The 18,783-nt window shown below is 42.0% G+C and carries 16 protein-coding genes; 3 read left to right on the top strand and 13 right to left on the bottom strand.

Translation table 11 applies throughout. The features are described 5' to 3' along the window. Positions 1-25: 25 nt before the first annotated feature. From R2Q85_RS02110 to R2Q85_RS02050, 13 genes are all read right to left on the bottom strand, one after another. Positions 26-787: a glucosamine-6-phosphate deaminase gene (locus tag R2Q85_RS02110; RefSeq protein WP_316810085.1), complete on the bottom strand. Its 762-nt coding sequence runs from the start codon at positions 785-787 to the stop codon at positions 26-28. Positions 788-789: 2 nt separating this feature from the next. Then, positions 790-2,016, bottom strand: coding sequence for an N-acetylglucosamine-6-phosphate deacetylase (gene nagA / locus R2Q85_RS02105; protein ID WP_316810084.1), 1,227 nt, complete (start codon positions 2,014-2,016; stop codon positions 790-792). Between the two features lie 113 nt (positions 2,017-2,129). Then, on the bottom strand, positions 2,130-3,542 hold the full coding sequence (locus R2Q85_RS02100; protein WP_316810083.1) for a putative oxidoreductase C-terminal domain-containing protein: 1,413 nt from the start codon (positions 3,540-3,542) through the stop codon (positions 2,130-2,132). A gap of 10 nt (positions 3,543-3,552) precedes the next feature. Further along, positions 3,553-4,887, bottom strand: a complete 1,335-nt coding sequence (locus tag R2Q85_RS02095; RefSeq protein ID WP_316810082.1) for a sugar MFS transporter — start codon at positions 4,885-4,887, stop codon at positions 3,553-3,555. Positions 4,888-4,890: 3 nt separating this feature from the next. Further along, positions 4,891-6,246 (bottom strand): Gfo/Idh/MocA family oxidoreductase, encoded by a 1,356-nt coding sequence (locus tag R2Q85_RS02090; protein ID WP_316810081.1) that lies wholly within the window; start codon positions 6,244-6,246, stop codon positions 4,891-4,893. An 8-nt stretch (positions 6,247-6,254) separates the two neighbouring features. After that, positions 6,255-7,271 carry a Gfo/Idh/MocA family protein gene (locus R2Q85_RS02085; RefSeq protein ID WP_410478826.1) on the bottom strand — a complete coding sequence of 339 codons (1,017 nt, stop codon included), beginning with the start codon at positions 7,269-7,271 and terminating at the stop codon, positions 6,255-6,257. 348 nt (positions 7,272-7,619) lie between these two features. Continuing rightward, the gene (locus R2Q85_RS02080) at positions 7,620-7,976 is read right to left on the bottom strand and encodes a c-type cytochrome (RefSeq protein WP_316810079.1); all 357 of its coding nucleotides are present in this window, start codon (positions 7,974-7,976) and stop codon (positions 7,620-7,622) included. 118 nt (positions 7,977-8,094) lie between these two features. Further along, positions 8,095-9,480 carry a mandelate racemase/muconate lactonizing enzyme family protein gene (locus R2Q85_RS02075; RefSeq protein ID WP_316810078.1) on the bottom strand — a complete coding sequence of 462 codons (1,386 nt, stop codon included), beginning with the start codon at positions 9,478-9,480 and terminating at the stop codon, positions 8,095-8,097. Beyond that, positions 9,470-10,531 carry a dihydrodipicolinate synthase family protein gene (locus R2Q85_RS02070; RefSeq protein ID WP_316810077.1) on the bottom strand — a complete coding sequence of 354 codons (1,062 nt, stop codon included), beginning with the start codon at positions 10,529-10,531 and terminating at the stop codon, positions 9,470-9,472. The genes R2Q85_RS02075 and R2Q85_RS02070 overlap by 11 nt, the downstream gene beginning before the upstream one ends. Next, positions 10,531-11,547 carry an NAD-dependent epimerase/dehydratase family protein gene (locus R2Q85_RS02065; protein WP_316810076.1) on the bottom strand — a complete coding sequence of 339 codons (1,017 nt, stop codon included), beginning with the start codon at positions 11,545-11,547 and terminating at the stop codon, positions 10,531-10,533. The genes R2Q85_RS02070 and R2Q85_RS02065 overlap by 1 nt, the downstream gene beginning before the upstream one ends. Before the next feature lie 20 nt (positions 11,548-11,567). Next, the gene (locus R2Q85_RS02060; protein WP_316810075.1) at positions 11,568-12,773 is read right to left on the bottom strand and encodes an Nramp family divalent metal transporter; all 1,206 of its coding nucleotides are present in this window, start codon (positions 12,771-12,773) and stop codon (positions 11,568-11,570) included. A gap of 203 nt (positions 12,774-12,976) precedes the next feature. Further along, on the bottom strand, positions 12,977-13,591 hold the full coding sequence (locus R2Q85_RS02055) for a sterol desaturase family protein (protein WP_316810074.1): 615 nt from the start codon (positions 13,589-13,591) through the stop codon (positions 12,977-12,979). A 92-nt stretch (positions 13,592-13,683) separates the two neighbouring features. After that, the gene (locus R2Q85_RS02050) at positions 13,684-16,218 is read right to left on the bottom strand and encodes a BamA/TamA family outer membrane protein (protein ID WP_316810073.1); all 2,535 of its coding nucleotides are present in this window, start codon (positions 16,216-16,218) and stop codon (positions 13,684-13,686) included. A gap of 102 nt (positions 16,219-16,320) precedes the next feature. Between R2Q85_RS02050 and R2Q85_RS02045 the strand changes: the two genes are divergently transcribed. The 3 genes from R2Q85_RS02045 (at position 16,321) to R2Q85_RS02035 (ending at position 18,781) form a co-directional block, all read left to right on the top strand. Next, positions 16,321-17,256 (top strand): ring-cleaving dioxygenase, encoded by a 936-nt coding sequence (locus R2Q85_RS02045; RefSeq protein ID WP_316810072.1) that lies wholly within the window; start codon positions 16,321-16,323, stop codon positions 17,254-17,256. Position 17,257: 1 nt separating this feature from the next. After that, entirely contained in the window at positions 17,258-17,893 is a 636-nt protein-coding gene (locus R2Q85_RS02040; RefSeq protein WP_316810071.1) for an alpha/beta hydrolase, read from the top strand. Between the two features lie 123 nt (positions 17,894-18,016). Then, positions 18,017-18,781, top strand: a complete 765-nt coding sequence (locus R2Q85_RS02035; RefSeq protein WP_316810070.1) for an ROK family protein — start codon at positions 18,017-18,019, stop codon at positions 18,779-18,781. Positions 18,782-18,783 lie beyond the last annotated feature (2 nt).

Genomic DNA, 18,783 nt, shown 5'->3' with positions numbered 1-18,783 from the left:
ACCTTACAATTATTTAATTTAGCCCTTAAAGAAAAATACTGCTTTGCGCATCAGTAAACATCAGGGCATTTTGGTGCTTTCTGAGAATGGTTGAAGGATATCTTTCTGTAATTTCCTGGATAAGCGTATGATGTACAGCCTGGGCCTTTTTTTCGCCTGGAACCATGCAAAATAAATATTTTCCGGAAAACAAAGTAGGTATGGTTAGGGTGATGGCAAATTCCGGAACTTTACTGATGGTAGTAAAACAACCATCATTTACCTGCTGCTGCCTGCAGGCTTCATCCAGATCAACCACTTTCACCAGTTTTTTATCATTAAAATCGGCTACATGCGGATCGTTAAAAGCCAGGTGCGTATTTTCACCTATCCCCATGCAAACAATATGTGGTGGAAACTCCTTTAACAGGTTTTCATAACGTTCGCATTCCTGATCCACATCATCAGCATTGCCATTGATATAATTTACAGAACGAAAATTAACTTTATCAAACAGGCCGGATTTTAGAAAATTGCCGAAACCTTGTGGTGCATCGACATCAAGTCCGATATACTCATCCATGTGGAAAGCATTAATGCGCGACCAGTCAATATCTTTGTCAATTAAAGCCGACAGAAATTCATTTTGCGAAGGAGCCGCTGCAAAAATAATGTTGATATAAGGTTCATTCCCATTGAGCATATTCCTAATTTGTTGGTAAGCCGCTTCTGCAGCCCTTAAGCCAAGCAATTTTCTATCTCCCAGTACCTGGACTTTCAATTTATCTTTTTGAATCTCTTTAATCATCGCTATGCTGTTGTTTCCAGTGATCTTTGCTTTAAGATACTGGCTGAATTGTAAATAATTTCTCCTTTTATAATGGTCATGGCGATATTGATACCAGCATCAAAGATTACCAGATCAGCATCTTTCCCAACCACTAACGATCCCTTTTTATCGGCAACCCCCAAAATTCTGGCAGGTGTGGCAGTGATCATCTGTATGGCCTCCTGCAAAGGCACCTCGGCATCTTTAACCATGGTCCTAACCAGGCGGTCAGCCGTAGCTACGCTCCCTGCAAAGGCACTGCGATCCATTAGCTTGGCCACACCATCTTCTACAATGACCTCTAAACCATCTTTAATGTTCCCTAAAATACTTTTTCCCGGAGGCATGCCTGTTGCTCTCATTGCGTCTGTAATCAACGCAGTTCTGGATGCACCTTTGATTTTATACACCAGCTTCAATAGAGGTGCTGGTAAATGTATGCCATCAGCAATAATTTCTACATCCATTTCATCAATGAGGTAACCCGCTTCAATCGCTCCTGCATACCTGAAGGCATTTCTCCGGCTTACACCCGACATGGCCGAATAAAAATGAGTAGCCAGTGTATATCCGCTTTCAAAGGCTTCTAACACTTCTTCATAGATTGCGTCGGTATGTGCAATAGCAGGAATGATACCCAGGGATTTCAAGTGCCGGCCAAATTCACAGGCTCCTTTAAGTTCCGGTGCAGCACTCCAGCGACGGATGGAATGTGCGTGAAACAATACCTTTTTATACTCTGCAGGATCTGGATTGCGCATATACCTTGGATCCTGTGCACCGCTTTGTTTTTTGGAAAAATAAGGTCCTTCCAGGTGCATTCCTAAAAATTGGGAACCAGATTTATTTTTTATTTTTGCGATTTCATAGTGCGCCAGTGTTTCCAGTAAGCCACTCAGTTCGCTGGTTAATGTAGTTGGGCACATTGCTGTAGTACCATATTTCACATGAGTTTCGGCAATTTTGAGGAAAGAGTTCACATCTCCATCCATAAAATCATAGCCACCACCCCCATGTATGTGCATGTCAATAAAGCCAGGTGCGATATATTTTCCGTCTGCATTGATCTCTATAGCGCCGGGAACGTCTACGTTGCCAGCTACAACCGTACTGATCACACCATTGGTAACTACTACCGTTCCATTTTTAATGATGCGGTAAGGGGTTATAATACTGCCATTATATATTTTTAGTTTCTTATCACTCATAGTCTGATTAGCGCTAATGCAGGATTTTTTGCAAAGATATTGATTATTATTCTTTTTGGGTACGTACCCGAATAAATATATTATCGGAGTATTGTAAGATTTAACTGGGTTTGCTAATTCTTTAACGCGAATTCCAGCGCTTTCGTAGTGGTATAATACTTACTCAGCAAGGCAGCTTTTTCCCAATCGGGCAACTTTCTTTCTTTTAAGTAGCCGAAATACTTCTTGGCAACTTCGGCAAAATGAGCTTCATGGCCAACATTATACTTTACAGGAATAATGACCTCCCAGCCCGCTTTATAAGCCTTTAACTCCAGTCCAGGATACGTTTTAGTCAGTTTTTCCATGGTTTGTTTCACCACTGTTTCATAACTTTTATCCCAACCCGTCTGAGGTTCTATGTACAGGGTAGGTTTGTATTGCTGTGCTGCGCCCTGCTTGATAATCAGGCTGGCCTTGGTGCCATGCATTACGGAATAATGCGTATCTCCGGTGCCTTCAGGGGCCTCGAAATTCCAGATCACAGAAACTTTTGCATGTACGCCTTTGAGGGTATAATTCATTTCCCCGTTGGAGTAAACATTCAGGATACTGTCTTTCACATCTTTTTGCAGAAAAGCAGGATAACTGTCAGCACCTGTACTTTTCTTGAATTGTGAAGGACTTATCAATGTGGCCCAACGCTTTGCCGAAAGCATATTTACATCCTTTTTATAATCAATGTGCTGGTCAGCAAAACACTCCCACTGGATCATGTCTACCAGATGCGTAGTTACATCAACCAGTCCGTTTCCTTCCTGCTCAACGTCAAAATACCATTGGGGCCGGATCAACGGGGCGCCCGAAACATATTTGAAGAAATGGTGTACACTTTCTTTTGTAATGGCCGGTTTTTCGGCTGTACCTTTTTCGAGCGTGCCAAATACCTCTTGCTGCAAAGAAAGTTCCTTTTGCAGCATATTTGTAATTTCATAACGCTCGGTCATGATATCGTACAGCAGTACGTTACTTTTTTCTGCAGATTCAAATGCTTTTTCCAGTTGTTCAAAGCCTTTGGCGTCAATTGCCATAGGTTTATCCGACAGTACATTGATCCCGGCAGCTACAGATTTTTGAATGTAATCTGTTTTCTTCTGATTGTTACCGGCTAATATCACCACATTTCCCTTCTTTTCATCCAGCATCTTTTGCAGATAGTCTTCTCCTTTATAGACTACCTCCTGCCACGCAGTGGGATCATCTGCCCTGCTGTTGTATTTCTCGATCAGCTTTAAATGAGCTTCCAGTTCTGGTCCTTCGGGCGCATATACGTGTACAACCGGGCTAATCTCATTATACATGGATTTTTGTATCAGGGCAGCATGAAAGTGCCCCGGATCAAGTGTTAATAAACTGATCTTTGCTTCTTCTGACTTAGGTGCTTTATTTTGGCAGCCCACACCCGTTACAAAAAGTAGGCACATAGCCACCAGTGCCTTATTTTGTTTACGATTAATTTTAAAATGATTATCCGAAAATATAGACATAATGTGATTTTTAAGAGGTTTTAAAAGACCAGCTTCTAAGCTTGTGGCCATAAATTGCATAAAATATAAGGTACAGGTAACAAGGAAATAAAACCCAGTACGCTGCTCTCAAGTTAAACAAATCTGCAAAATATCCATAAAAAAGAGGCATAATTGCGTTTCCACATAAGCCCATGATCATTAACGAGGCACCAACCTTAGTAAAACGGCCCAGGCCATCAAGCGCCAATGGCCACATACCCGCCCATACCAATGAGTTGGCGAAGCCGAGCAATACCACGAACCAGATGGATATATCAGTTTCATGCCCTAAGAAAGTAACCTGCCCTTTGGCATAAATGATCAGCAGCGTAAAAATACCACCCAGGATGGTACATATCCTCAATGCATTGGCCTGGCTGATAAATCTTGGAATCGTAGCGATCCCTAATAAATAGCCGCAAATGGTTACAAACAAAGTATAGGAAGGAAATACTTTGGCTTCAAGCAACTGTATGTCCATCGATCCTGCATAGCCGATAATGGTATCAATAGCAATAACCTGTGTACCTACGTGTAAAAATATACCAAATGCCCCAAGAATTAAATGCGGGAACTGGAAAATGCTGGTCTTACCGGAATTGGCCAATGCGACATCTTCACTTTCCTGTTCTGTATTGATCTCGGGAAGTGGAGAAAAGCGGACAAACAAGCCCAGGCATAGCAATACTACACCAACGCAGGAATAGGGAACAATTACCCTCCGGATGAGTTCATCCAGGGCAGCACTTTTTGCAGCAGCGTCCATTAGTGGCAATTGTTTAAACAGGTCACCGTCTGTTGCCCTTAATATGACTGCAGCAAATAACAATGGTGCCAGTATACCGGCACCTTTATTACAAATACCCATAATACTGATGCGCTGGGCTGCACTTTCTTTTGGGCCGAGTACAGTAATGTATGGATTTGCAGCGGTTTGCAAAATAGCGAGACCAGATCCCAGCGTGAACAAACCCAGCAGGAATATTTCATAAGTACGCGTAAAAGCAGCCGGTACAAAAATAAATGCACCCACTGCCATGGTCCAGAAACCGATCATCATCCCCTTTTTAAAGCCTACTGATTTTAAGAGATAGGACGAAGGCACCGACATGACAAAGTAGGATATGTAAAACGCAAAGGCAACCAGATAGGATTGAAAGTTATTGAGCTCACAGGCGATTTTAAAATATGGGATCAATATGGCATTTACCCAACTTACAAAACCAAAAATAAAGAACAATAACCCGATGATAAAAATGGAGATAACGGTGTCCCACTTGCTCAGTGAGCTGACATCAACAGATGCTAAGTTTGTTTTCTTCATAAATTATATAGTTGGTTCCCAGCCTTTTTGATAAGTTCTCTTCCAGAATTTCATCGCTGCCGCATTGTTTAAAATATGACCGTTTTTTGGATCAATATCGAGTGTGCTTCCTGCACGCTGGGCAATATTACCCAACTGTACCAATAAAGTACTCTGGTGACCGCTCAAAATGTCTGATCTTAATGCCGTTCCTTTTTTAATGGCGTCAAAAAAATTATTGATGTGTAGGGCATCCAGACTTTGCGAAGGATTGGTTAAACTTCCAGCAACAATATTTACATCGTTTTTAACCTCTTTAACCAGTTTATTGTTCAGATCATAAATGGTATAGCCATTTCCGGCGCCAATTTGTAAAGACCCGTTTTCTCCGTAAAAGATTACGCCCACACTTGCTCCTTCTATATTCCTGCCATTACAGCTTCTACCCTCCCAGGTAATGGTACCTTTATTGCCAAATTCAAGGGTCATTACCTGCGTATCCGGCGTTTGCCAGTCATCCTGGTACCTGTAACGACCACCGGCAGAAGTAACTTTTGTTGGATAATCAACACCCAATCCCCACCTGGCCAGATCTACCATATGTGTTCCATTATTTAAGGCTTCTCCCGTACCCCAGTTCCAAAACCAGTGCCAGTTGTAATGCAGGAAGTTATCTTTATAGGCCACTCGTGGAGCAGGGCCCTGCCAAAGGTCGAAATTTAACCAGGCCGGCACTGCAGTTTCTTTACCGATCCCGATAGAAGGACGGTTATTAGTATACCAGGTTTTGGCAAAATATGGACGTCCGATGATCCCTCCATGCAGTTCTTTTATGGCGGCGACAATATTTGGATAAGAACGTCTCTGGTTACCCATCTGGATTATATTTTTGTATTTAGCGGCAGCAGCCAGAAGGATTTCCCCTTCATTGGGATTATGACTGCAGGGTTTTTCCAGGTACACGTGTTTACCCGCTTTTGAAGCCAGTATTGCTGCCGGGGCATGCCAATGATCGGGGGCAGCTACCACCAGAACATCCACCTCTTTTTGTTCCAGCGCTTTCCTGAAATCTGGTTCAGCTTTCGGCCTTTTGTGTTGGTTCTTTTCAACAATACCAATGCATTTATCGGCGGCACGGCTATCCACATCACATACATAACTGATTTCACAATTGCTTTGCTGGGAGAAATTATCGGCAAGTGCTAAACCACGGGCATTTACGCCCATCATCGCAACTTTTATCCTGTCGTTAGCGCCCAATATATTGGCATAGCTTTTTGCACTAAACCCTGGAAGTATACCTCCAAGCGATATTGCAGTTACCCCTGTCACAGCATTTTTTATGAAATGTCTGCGGGTATTTCCGTCTGGTTTATTCATATTTTATGTTATTTGGCCTTAGTCAGCAGCTTTTCCATACTTACAGGTACACCACCTTTTGCTTTACTTTCATCTGCGGCTTCCATAAAGGCAGCAATCTCTAAAGTTTCTTCTGGTCTCACTGGTGATTGTCCGGATTCGAAAAATTTAACAATTTCTTCCAGCAAAGGGTTGTATCCCGTAAAGCTACCCAGGGCCACAGTCGCTTTTTCACCAAATACCCTACCCCCATAACCGCTCGCACCTTTACGGGTTCCTCTGAAACTGCCTATCCTGCCGTCTTCCCAAACACCAACAACCACATCCGTATCTGGGGTATGTATCCTGGTTACAGTTTTACAACCTGTTCCCATAAGGGCAAACAGCATTTCGATACCATGTATACCGTACCAGAAAAAATCCGGATGTGTCTTTTCTAATTTAGATGGGCTATAGGTTTCAGCGCCCAGTACTTTACCTATTTTTCCTGCACTGATCTCTGCTATCCCATCAATATACCTCAACGAAGAGGAAGAAAATACGGGAGTATTGTATTTTTTGGCCAGTGCAAATATGGCAGCGGCATCTTCCAATGAAGCAGCCATAGGTTTATCAATGAACATTGGCTTACGTGCCTTCAAAACCTGAGTTGCCTGTTCCAGGTGTAAACGGCCATCATTGGTTTCCAGCAGCACTACATCAACTTTCTTTAAAAGATCAGCTATAGAGTTTACGATTTCTACTCCCATTGCTTTAACTTCCGCTGTGTAACCCGGAATGCGTTCTACACTGCTCGCAATATCGTTACTTCCCTTAGGATAAGCTGCCACCACTTTATATCCCCCGTAGGATGCCGGGGCATTAGCTGCATTTAATGTTTTGGTAAAAGCAGTAGCATGAGAAGTATCCAGACCAATGATCCCTACTCTTTTCCCTGTTGCCAGAACAGGTTTCGCGTAAAGGGAACTTATATTTCCGGTAACGCTTAAACCAGCCCCGGCTAATGCTGCCATTCTTATAAAATTTCTTCGGTTGTAATTACTCATAATTATCTATCTATAAATTAAACTTACAATTTTTGTTTTAATACTGAACAGGAGAAGTGTTAAACAGAAAGGTCCGGAGAATTAGCTCCGGACCAATCCAACCTTTCTAACCAAGTTTTTTTCTGGATGTCTTCAGGTGCAGCTACCGAAATACAATCCACATTAAACTTCAATGTACATTAGCATCCTAAAATTTTAGATTCCGAACTAAAATGACAGTAACTCGTGTACGTACCCGAATCTACAAACTATATATGAGATATGCAAATTTATTTTGCAATTATAAAAAAAGCCATGCACTACGATGCGGTATCAGTAAAGCATGGCCACTATCCGGGTTCAAAGCTTCTATTTTTTTGCTGTGCTGTGTGAGAGAATGAATTTAACCATCTTCTTAGCGTCAGCCTGTGTAACTTTAGGATGGGCAGCCATCGGAATCTGGCCCCATGTTCCACTACCGCCTTTAATTACCTTTCCAGATAACAAGGTAAGGTTTGCATCTGTGGGCTTATATTTTTTAGCAATCTCCAGATAAGATGGCCCAACCAATTTACTATCAGGTTTATGACAGGCAAAACAGTCAGATTTCGAGATCAGCAATTTACCGGCCTCTATCTCCTTCGGATCTTGCGATTGGCTTCTAGCTGATCCGGCTGTAAATAAACCGACTACTAAAAAGCTTGAAAAAATTAAGGTACTGTTCATTGTTTGTGTGTTATAATTAGGTTATTGTGTTTTGGCTAAATTATAATATTTCTATTTATCATGTCGTAAATATCTAAATATTTTTATCTCCTGCTGATCTGAAAAATCATTTTATGGATTACCCTTTGTTAAACAATTCGTTATAATGTGCCGAAGGTTCAAAAATGCCCCCGCTTTGTGCATAATAATCGTCATTTAGTTCGAATATCCCGTTCTTAGGTTGTACCCATGAAGCACCAGCTGATGGATGATAATTCAGCATGTTTTTCCAGTTTTTGTAATTCATATCGCCGTTTGTTTCCATTAAACCCATTTCTATACCTGGAAATGGCAATACTCTGGCGGCAAGATTCTTGTTCCAATCTATCAAAACCGGGTTTACTGTAAGATCTGCACATAAACAGGGAATTTGATGCTCAGCGGCAAGTTTGGCTATTTTAACCGACATGCTCAATGTTTTTGCAATACCTTTCAATACCATTGCCTTATAGCCTTGTTCTATTCTTCTGATCGCAGCTGCCTCATCGTGCACACTTTCATCTGCTCCTATCCTTACACCTAAATCCGATACATTTTCCTCGTTCTGTTCAACCAGAGGTTCTTCGTAAAAAAGAATCTGTTCAAACGCACCAATCTTTTTGGCATGGTCCAGGTAACGCATCACTGATTCTTTACGTTCATACCTTGCATTCGCATCCATGGTATAAATCAGTTTACCATCTGCAGTCTGATTGGTTCTGAAGTCTTTAAGTGCGGCATGTACCTGGCTCAGTTTTTCCATATCTTTTTGCAACATTTCCGATTGGCTGCCTGGATGTCCTGTTTTGATTTTAAATACAAAATAGCCAGCAGCAGCGGCGTCTTTTAAGTCCTGCACCGGCATTCCATAAGGCACCTGGTACATAATGGCCACTTTCTTGTTGTGAAACGACAAACCCTTTTTATAAGGTTCAGGGATCATCTCATCAAAGGTCCTGTAACCATTCTCTGCTGCATATAACAACCAGGCGGCATTATCAGCACTAATCAGCGCATTGTACACGAAGTTGATGTTTAGATCTGCACTCCCGGTTAGCCGTTTTGCCTCGGTAACCAGTTCCGGAAATATGGAATCCAGCAGCATTACCGGGTCGGTAAAAGGCGTTTGCTTCATTAATGTTAAAGCTTTATTGACCACCAGAAACATCAGTGCGTTTCCACCCGCTTCCGTATGTCTTGCAAAAAGGTTTGCATCGCCATATAAAACGCTTTGTGTGGCCAGGCCAGTTTTACTTAAACCTGATGAAGCGGTAAGTTTAGCAGCAACCTGCCAAAGTTCAGTTAAGTACCCACCCTTAAAGCCGAAAGGGCGGACAAGTTTTTCACGTTCAAAATCAGCATCTGTATTTATTATCTTAATATTTTTCATGGCCTTTTTTACCGGGTAAGTTCGCTCATTAAAACTGCCACCGGAAAAGGCAGCTATCAGACTTGTGTTTTTAATGAACTGTCTTCTATTGATCATTGGCAAGAAAAGATTTCACAAAATCATCGTCTATAAGGGCCGGATAAGCAGCAGATACTCTTTCTATTTCATCTGCCTGGCCCTCAGACAACTGTTCATTCGGATTCAGGCACCAGGTGCCTTTCAGCAATCCCTGTCTCCTCAGTACTTCGTGAATACCAGGGATGCAACCATGAAAACTATGAGCAGGATCAAAAATGGCCGCATTCATGTCCGTAACTTGCACCCCTTTACTTAACAATGCCGCAGCATTCGCATAACCATTAGCCTTACATCGCTTGATTTCTTCCAGCAGCCGCACTGCAGCCTGAGTCCAGACTGCCCAATGCCCTAATAGCCCTCCAATAAACTCCTTTTCCACAATTTTGCCATTTACCTCAAATTGATAGGTGGTTAATAGATCGGCTACAATGTTATCATCGTTTCCGGTGTACAAAGCGATCTTTTCTCTCCGCGAAGAATGGCACACAGCCCTTACCACATCTAAGGTCTGATAACGGTTAAAAGAAGCTACTTTTATGGCCTCCACATTTTCTATTTCTGCAAACTGCAGCCAGAAATCATAACTAAATACGCGTCCGCCAACGCTCGGCTGCAAGTAGAATCCAAATACAGGTAAAATTGCCGCTACAGCTTTAACACGGTCAAGAATTTCTGTTTCGGTCCAGTCCTGCAAACCTCCCATACTTAGGAGCCCCATCTCATAACCATATTTAAGCGCGGTTTTTGCTTCTTCAACAGCCTGGGCAGTTGGTCCGCAAATTCCAGCCACTTTAATAAATGGCCGGTCTAAAGCCGCTTTTTCTACTTCTTCTGCCGCAAGTTTAAGTACCGTTTCATAAAGATTAATTTTCGGATCTCTGATCTCAAACTGTGTGCTATGTACACCTACTGCAATCCCGCCAGCTCCGGTAGCCATGTAGTACCGCGTCAGTAAGCGCTGTCCTTGTTCGTCTAATCTCCTTTCAGCCGTTAAGGCGAGTGGATGCGCCGGGATCAGGGTACCTGCATCCAGAAAGCGTTTTATTTCAGGTGTTAGTTGCTTTGCCATTAGAATTGTCCTTTCCTTTCCTGAAAGTGGGTAGGTTTATTAGAGATCTTTCCACCACCTTGTAACCAGCTTACTGTCATTTCCAGCATTTCCCTGATGGTTACTCTTGGGTATCCAAATAGTTTATGGGCTTCAGAAGCATTGTTCAGCAGGGCTGTCGGCTGCACTTCATTCTCGAATAAGGGTTGTTTGTTCATCAGTAAGCCAAACTGCTCCGCCAGCCATTTAACCGAAAGGGTCTCAGGGCCGGTTACATTTAAAAGTTTTGCCGGAGTACTGCAATGCAATAAAGAACGAATGGCAATTTCGTTAGCATCTCCCTGCCAGATTACATTTACATTTCCTGTTGTCAGATCTATCGCCCTACCCTCATTTATTGCTTTTGCAATTTCAAGCAATACGCCATAACGGAGATCAATGGCATAATTTAAGCGATAAATCAATACTGGTGTGCTATTTTTTTCTGAAAAATGCTGGAAGATACGCTCCCTTCCCAAACAGGACTGTCCATACTCACCCACCGGAGCTACCGGATGGTCTTCAGACAAACCGCCTGAAGTAACAGCGGTAAAAGGATAAACATTTCCGGTCGAAAACACTACGATATTAGAATTTTTAAAACGTTCGGCAACACGTCCGGGCAAATAAGCATTCATCGCCCAGGTAAAAGCTTCTTTTCCAGTAGTTCCAAATTTGGTACCGGCAAGGTAAATGATGTTAGGCGCATCGGGCAAACCCGCCAGGTCATTTTCATTTAGCAGGTCTGCAGAAATGGTCTCTATACCAGCAGCCTCCAACTCTTCACGTGCCGAAGCATCTGAAAAGCGAGATACTCCAATGATGCGTTTTTTTATACCCGCCTGATCAATTGCCAGTTTGGCTAATTTGGCCATACTTGGCCCCATCTTACCCCCAACGCCTAAAAGCATGATGTCCCCTTCAATCTTGTACATATCAGCAATCAGCCTATCAGACGGCCTCAATAATTCTTGCTCCAGTTGTGCTAATTCATTCATCTCAAATATGTGTTAATACGTTATTTAAAAAACAGTTCTTGTACATTACTCAGTGCCAGAAATATCAAAATCAATAAACCTACCGCCCCGAAAATTTTAGTGGATAAGGAATTCACGTGTTTGCCCATTATTTTTGGATCATTAGAAATCGCATACATGGCAATGCCTATAAAAGGAACCAGGAATATTGTTACACTCTGGGCAAAAACAATCAGTTCCAAAGGAAGTTTTCCAAATTTTATGGCAATGATTGCGCCAAACACCATTACCAAAGCAATGAATATTTTAACAGCTTTTGAATTTAACTGACTGCCCTTTCCAAATGCATCGCCAAGTAAGGCACCTCCCACCGTTGCATTCCCCACCAAAGAGGAAAAGGAAGCCCCAAAAAGGCCGATAAGGAAAAATGTGGAGGCTGCACTGCCAAATAAAGGTTCTAAAGCTCTTGCCATATCTGATGCATTTTTTACTTTGATCCCCTTAGTGTTCAATACTGCGGCTGCGCAGATCATTACTATTGCACTCATAATCCCCAGAATAACAATTCCGGTAATACTGTGGCTCTTCTTTTCTTTAATCTCAGGATTTATTTTTATTCTTTCCTGCACCAGATAGCTTTGGTAAAAAGCACCTACAATCGAAAAACAAGAGGCAAAAAAGGCTATAACCAGGCCAATTGAACCGTCGGGCAATTCTGGAACAAGGCCTTCCGCCATACCCGAAATACTTGGTTTGGCAAAGAACAGGGTGGTCACAAAGGCAAAAAGCATAAGGGCGACTAAAAAGATCATCAGCTTTTCCAAAACTTTATAAAAAGCGCGAAAGAAAAGCAGGCTGATGCCAACGACATTGAATATGATTACCCACAAAACGTGTGAAGTTCCGGTGGCCTCGCCAACAGCAATCCCTACACCTATCGAATTGCCTGCCTGAAATGATGTCGTGACAAAGAAAATACCAAGTCCTACTGCTATTGCAGCAGCATTGCCCCATTTGCTACGGATTACACTGAGTAACGATTGATCCGTAGCTACCCCAATTCTGGCACCAATAATGGTAAAAATCGTCATAAAGAAGATTGCGACAACTACAATCCATAACAAACTGTAGCCATAATCTGCCCCAAGCTTGGAAGTGATGGTCATTTTACTTGGCCCAAAAACCAGTGCCGCGGTAATAATTCCAGGTCCGAGTGACAACAGCCACTTTTTCATATTTGATATCATATTCAGGTTAGTTTGGTTCTGTTAACAGCGCTTGCAATGCATTAAACAACACACTTCGTTAACGTACCCGAAATTATTAAAATAAATATGTAAATACAACTTATATTAAAAAAAGACCAAAAAAACTTTAGCATCAAAAAATGGAATATCCCATTTCCTCCAACTGCTTTATGCAGAAGTAATCAGCATATCGAAGAAAAAAACTACTTTTTTAAAAAATCGGAGCCAAATATCTTGTCCCAAAAAGCAGAAGTAACCCCGTATCCACGCGTCGAATCGTCATAATGATGCAGCATGTGGTGGTGCTTAATTTTTTTCCATACCCCATTTTTAAACTGGGCATGGTGCAGCATATAATGCGTAATGTCGTAAAAAAGATAGCCCAGGATAAAGCCGGCAAAAAAACCATCCAGCATATTTTCAGGCAGCAGCCAGCGGAAAAGAAAATAGAAAGCTGTCGCCAAAGGTATGCTGGCTGAGGGCGGCATTACCAGGCGCTGTGCATCATTAGGATAATCATGATGTACCCCATGAAATATAAAGTGAATGCGCTTGCCCCATGATGAAGATGGATAAAAATGGAATACAAAACGGTGCAATACATATTCGGTTAATGTCCAGATGATCAGGCCAAGAAAAAGATGCACCAGAAATATTAAAAAACCATTTGTACCAATAGACGCCCAGAAAAAATAACCGATAACAGGTATATAAACAATTAAAGGGACATAATATGGCACTTTAGACAATGCTTCAAATAAAGGATTCTTAAACATCCTTATCGATTCCCGGGAATTGGATACAAAATTTTTTTTCATCTTTAACGAATTCTGCTACCTGACAAAAGGAAACGCTAAATTACGGCTTTTCTTGTTTTCTTAAAGCAGCAATTATTGAAATTTAGTCATTTTTAATACCTGAATTTCATGGCTACATAAGGATACCAGCCTTCATTGGAATGCCCCATTACAAAACGAAATACCGTTAAGGCAGCCGGGGCAAAATAAATTCCGCCGCCATAGCCCTGGTGCCAGACATTGGATTTCTCATCCTTTTTCCATACTCTGCCTATGTCATGAAAGCCCAATAAACCAAATTGACCTGGAAGGATGTAATTGATGAAGTCGGCCACTTTAACCCGCAACTCCAGGTTATTGTATAAGCTATGCTGCCCCCCAAACCTGAATTCCCTGTAACCCAACAAATTTCCCTGCCCGCCTAAAAATTGCGACTGATAAAAAGCCTGTTTTCCTATGGTCAATCCTCCTCCTATACGATCTGTAAGGACTATTTTCTTCTTTTTTATACTTTGATACACTGAAAAACTGGCATTCAGTTGTGCAATGGAATTTGAAAAGGCATTTAAGCCCTTATAAGCTGAGAGTTTTGCCTCTAAATAAGTACCCGAAGAAGGCAGAATATCGCTATTGCGGTTGTTGTTGATAAAATTAACGGAAAGTCCTGCATAACCCTTATCTTTTGTAATGGTAGCACTATCAGCAGAATGCAGTAGTGAGGGATTGTTGATAAATCTGCCCTCATTATCATCCCTGCTGTAGCGGTAATATTGAAATGAGGGACCAACACTAAAAGTCCATTTGGCGATTTGCCACCTTATTGCCGGGTCAAACTGGTACAAGCTAAATCTTGCCCGGTAATACCTTACAAAATCACCTGTTTTATTAAAGCTGGTTTCATTTCCCAGGCCATAAAAATTCTGAGAATTTTCCGGAGCATAAGCATCCGCCTGCAACACAAGATCCACCTTACCTATAACGCGAAACAGCTCCGCCTTGTAATTGAACCGGAAACCTTCAGTAGCAAAAGAATGCAGGAAAGAAAAAGAATGCGTACTTCCATAAGGCCATTTCCGGAAACCAGGCTGTACAATTTTATAAGAAAGGCCCAATAAAAGCTTGTCATCTATATTATAGCCCGCATTTAAAAGCAACATTTTCCTGGTATACAGATCAGTTGGTACAAAATGGGTATTTGAAGTATCTCTGTCAAAATGCGTGGCGATCCTACCGGTCTTGCCGCTTAAGGTGACATTACTGTCCATACCGTAAACAGGTACCCTCCTGTAGGCATTTTCTATGTGATAATTTTTTTTACCTTTTACCCCAATAAGCCTGAGCTTAATATTTGAACTGCTGTTGTTCAATACCAGGCTGTCATTGCCATCCTTCACATAAAGCCTGATTTCTTTGGTTACGGACGGGTCAAAAGTCCGGTTAAAAATAACATCTTTTACCAGCCCATCTTTTGTCCGTTTATATATGGTAACATGGAGTGCATTTCCGGGGGCATCAGTAACCTGCACAAATTCATTTTTATTGCTGGCCTGTACATCAACAATTCTATTTATAAAATGATAATACTTATTCATCATTTCAGGTAGCTTTGCACGTCTTTCCTTTAGTTGCGCTAAAAGGCGGTCATGCCGAAGTGAGTATCCCGGATCCGGCAACTTCTTCAATGCCCTTTCCATTACTTCATCCGTTACCGACGCACAGAACTCATGAACAATACGTGTCCATTCCGCTTCACCCATTCCGGAAAACCACTTACTGTACAGTGCTCTGCCTTCCCAAAAAAACCAATTGATATCAGGCAGGTTCCGTTCATAACCCTGAATCATCGGCAATAACCAGGAAGCCTGTGCATACCTGGGAATTAAGCCTTCTGACAAATAAAAGACCTGGTCCCTGTCACGCGGAATAGGCTGATACCTGGCTGTTCCGTTTTCCAGTTTAACCGGCTTCCAGCGCCACTGGTCTTCGTGCCGGTCCCAATCTCCCAGCAAGGCATCCAAAGCTTTAGCCTTTAGAAACAGCGGACCGTCATAGGTATGGTCATTATTGTCGTTCAGCTTTCGCATCATTTTCTCTGAATTATCGGTATCCCCCGCAGGCTCCCTTTCTTCCAGTAAACAAAGCGTATGTTCAAATACTTTTGCAAATTCTCCCAATTTCTCATCCGGCAAAACCCATCCGATCATCGGATCGCTGTGTGGCACGCCAGCAGCTTCAGCAATGTCTGGAACCACCAGCGCCGAAAAAGGGTTTTGTGCCGACATATTGTCTTTCACCACTTCACCGGCAAAAGTTTGGCGAAAAACGGCAGGCAAAAGTATTTCCGGAAATTTTTCCACGCTCCGCAGTACCCATTCCTTACCTTGCGCATCCACCAATCTCAATGAATGAGACTGATTGCCACCCCCCCGCTGTGTAGGTGTTAATCCTCCTTTTATTACCGAAATTCTAATCAGGGGCACGCGTACCGGCATTGCGTATTCTTTGCGATAATTCTCTCCGAAAAGGAATCTGTGAAATTTTCCTACGCTATCATATTTCGGATAGATACTTACCGTAACAGAATCTTGTGCCCTGACCATAAGTGTACCTGCAAAGAATAAAGTAAGGGAGAGGAGAAATTTAGCCATACCAAAAATATCTGAACATAAAGCTACGAATTTCTTATTCTATGGTAAGATTTTTAAAATCAACAAGCTGTAATTTTGTGTTGTCATTAAAAAGGAGACGTTATGAACAACCAAATTTTAGGAATACACCACATTACTGCCATAGCAGGAAATGCAAAAAGAAATTATGATTTTTATACTGGTATACTGGGTTTAAGGCTGATCAAAAAAACGGTAAACTTTGACGATCCGCATACCTACCATTTTTATTATGGTGATGAAAAAGGTACACCAGGAAGCATTTTAACTTTCTTCCCATGGGAAGGCATACAAACCGGCAGAAGAGGTACAAAGCAAGTTACCGAGATCGGCTACAGCGTTCCGGCCGGAAGCCTGGATTTCTGGCAGAACCGCTTTGAACAGCACAACATCATTTACAATAAAACCGCCATTAAATTTGGTGAGCGTTACCTTACCTTTCTGGATCCGGATGGCTTAAAATTTGAACTTACCGAAGCTAAAGTAAAAGACAACAGGCCACAATGGGAAACTACCGGAGTGGACAAGACCAATGCAGTGCATGGCTTTCACCACATCACCATTACCACCAATAAAATGGAAGGTACAGCTGCCGTTTTAACGCATGTATTTGACTATAAACTGGTTGAAACTGAAGTGAACCGACATCGGTTTATCACAGATGCTGTTGAACATGCAGCAATTGTAGACCTGGTAGAAGCACCCGGAGAAGCCATAGGTCATGTAGCCGGCGGTTCTGTACACCACGTGGCCTTCAGGGTAAAAGACGAAGCAACACTGATGTATTTCAGGGATAAAATAGTGGAAATGGGTTTAAACATTACTGAAAAAATAGACCGTAATTATTTCTATTCATTATACTTCCGCGAACCGGGAGGCGTACTTTTTGAACTGGCAACCGATAATCCGGGCTTTACCGTAGATGAGCCACTTGCAGAACTGGGCAGTAATTTAAAATTGCCTGCACAATACGAAAGCATCAGGGAGGAAATAGAAGACATATTACCAAAATTAACTTAACATGTACACCCATCAGAAAAATATAATCACTGCCGGAGTTCCGGTAAACGAGGCCAAAAGAGCGGTAATTTTTATTCATGGGCGAGGAGCCACTGCGGAGGATATCCTTTCCCTGAATAATCATTTTGAAATAGACCATGCTGCGTTTTTTGCACCGCAGGCCAGCAATAACAGCTGGTATCCTTATAGCTTTATGGCACCGGTCAAAGAAAATCAGCCAGCCCTGGATTCGGCGCTGGGTATGATCAAAGAACTGGTATCAGAGATAGAAGATGCAGGTATTCCTCAAGATCAGATCTATTTCGTAGGTTTCTCACAAGGGGCCTGTTTAACCCTCGAATACATTACGAGAAATGCAGGCAAATATGGAGGTGCGGTGGCTTTTACGGGCGGATTAATTGGCAAAGAAATCAATATGCAACATTACAAAGGCAATTTTAAACAGACCCCTATATTGATCACTACAGGCGATCCGGATCCGCATGTACCTGTTTCAAGAGTAGAACTAAGCAAGGGTATCATCGAAAAAATGAATGCCAGGGTTACGGTAAAAATTTATCCAGGCAGGCCTCATACCATTACCAAGCAAGAAATTGAGCTGGCCAGAAAGATCTTACTGGCAACTGATGGTCATTAATATTACAAAAAAAAGATCACATGAACTGATGAATAAGCAGATTGTATAGACGAATATTGATCATTATTTTGTTATTTTGAAGGATATTAAAGAACAGGCCATTTTTTATTCAAAAAGCAAAACATGCCAGTTACAAAAAAAGAAGAAGACTCTAGTCATATTTTATCCATTGATATTGGCGGCACCAGCATTAAGGCCTGCATTTTAAATACAAAAGGCGACCTGCTCTCCGAGTTCAAAAAACTCCCTACTCCAGAAAATTCAACTCCAGAGGCAGTACTGAACTGCATTAAAGAACTGGTAAAAAGCCTAAATGACAATTTCCAAAAGATCTCTATTGGTTTTCCCGGCTACGTAAAATGTGGTAAAGTACAAACTGCAGTAAACCTGGCCAAAAACAAATGGACAAATGTAAATCTTGCCCAGCAGGTGAGCGATTTATTTGGCAAACCCGTGCGGCTCATCAATGATGCCGATCAGCAGGCCCTTGGCATTGTTGAAGGCAAAGGTTTCGAAATCGTATGGACTGTAGGTACAGGTTTCGGCACTGCACTGGTCTTCGACGGCGACCTGCTCCCGCACCTGGAGCTGGCACACCTGCCCATCACCAAAGATAAAGATTACGACGATTACATTGGTGACCGGGCATTTGAAAAAATCGGGAAAGAAAAATGGAACAGCCGTCTTGCCCGTATCATAGAGATCTATAAAACAGTTTTTAACTATGACACCCTCTATATAGGTGGAGGTAATTCCAAACACATCACAATCAAGCTGGACCATAACATCAAACTCGTATCCAATAAAGATGGGATTAAAGGCGGGGCAAAACTATGGGACCTGGAAGAAAAATACCATGTGTATACCAACCATCCCAATAAAAAATAGAC

Origin of the sequence: Pedobacter heparinus, assembly GCF_032678725.1 — a bacterium.
Lineage (GTDB): Bacteria > Bacteroidota > Bacteroidia > Sphingobacteriales > Sphingobacteriaceae > Pedobacter > Pedobacter heparinus_A.
This window is presented reverse-complemented; position numbering and strand designations above follow the sequence as displayed.

Coding starts and splice junctions, on each gene's coding strand:
- R2Q85_RS02110 (WP_316810085.1), bottom strand. CDS start 787: ATGATTAAAGAGATTCAAAAAGATAAATTGAAAGTCCAGGTACTGGGA.
- nagA (WP_316810084.1), bottom strand. CDS start 2,016: ATGAGTGATAAGAAACTAAAAATATATAATGGCAGTATTATAACCCCT.
- R2Q85_RS02100 (WP_316810083.1), bottom strand. CDS start 3,542: ATGTCTATATTTTCGGATAATCATTTTAAAATTAATCGTAAACAAAAT.
- R2Q85_RS02095 (WP_316810082.1), bottom strand. CDS start 4,887: ATGAAGAAAACAAACTTAGCATCTGTTGATGTCAGCTCACTGAGCAAG.
- R2Q85_RS02090 (WP_316810081.1), bottom strand. CDS start 6,246: ATGAATAAACCAGACGGAAATACCCGCAGACATTTCATAAAAAATGCT.
- R2Q85_RS02085 (WP_410478826.1), bottom strand. CDS start 7,271: ATGAGTAATTACAACCGAAGAAATTTTATAAGAATGGCAGCATTAGCC.
- R2Q85_RS02080 (WP_316810079.1), bottom strand. CDS start 7,976: ATGAACAGTACCTTAATTTTTTCAAGCTTTTTAGTAGTCGGTTTATTT.
- R2Q85_RS02075 (WP_316810078.1), bottom strand. CDS start 9,480: ATGATCAATAGAAGACAGTTCATTAAAAACACAAGTCTGATAGCTGCC.
- R2Q85_RS02070 (WP_316810077.1), bottom strand. CDS start 10,531: ATGGCAAAGCAACTAACACCTGAAATAAAACGCTTTCTGGATGCAGGT.
- R2Q85_RS02065 (WP_316810076.1), bottom strand. CDS start 11,547: ATGAATGAATTAGCACAACTGGAGCAAGAATTATTGAGGCCGTCTGAT.
- R2Q85_RS02060 (WP_316810075.1), bottom strand. CDS start 12,773: ATGATATCAAATATGAAAAAGTGGCTGTTGTCACTCGGACCTGGAATT.
- R2Q85_RS02055 (WP_316810074.1), bottom strand. CDS start 13,591: ATGAAAAAAAATTTTGTATCCAATTCCCGGGAATCGATAAGGATGTTT.
- R2Q85_RS02050 (WP_316810073.1), bottom strand. CDS start 16,218: ATGGCTAAATTTCTCCTCTCCCTTACTTTATTCTTTGCAGGTACACTT.
- R2Q85_RS02045 (WP_316810072.1), top strand. CDS start 16,321: ATGAACAACCAAATTTTAGGAATACACCACATTACTGCCATAGCAGGA.
- R2Q85_RS02040 (WP_316810071.1), top strand. CDS start 17,258: ATGTACACCCATCAGAAAAATATAATCACTGCCGGAGTTCCGGTAAAC.
- R2Q85_RS02035 (WP_316810070.1), top strand. CDS start 18,017: ATGCCAGTTACAAAAAAAGAAGAAGACTCTAGTCATATTTTATCCATT.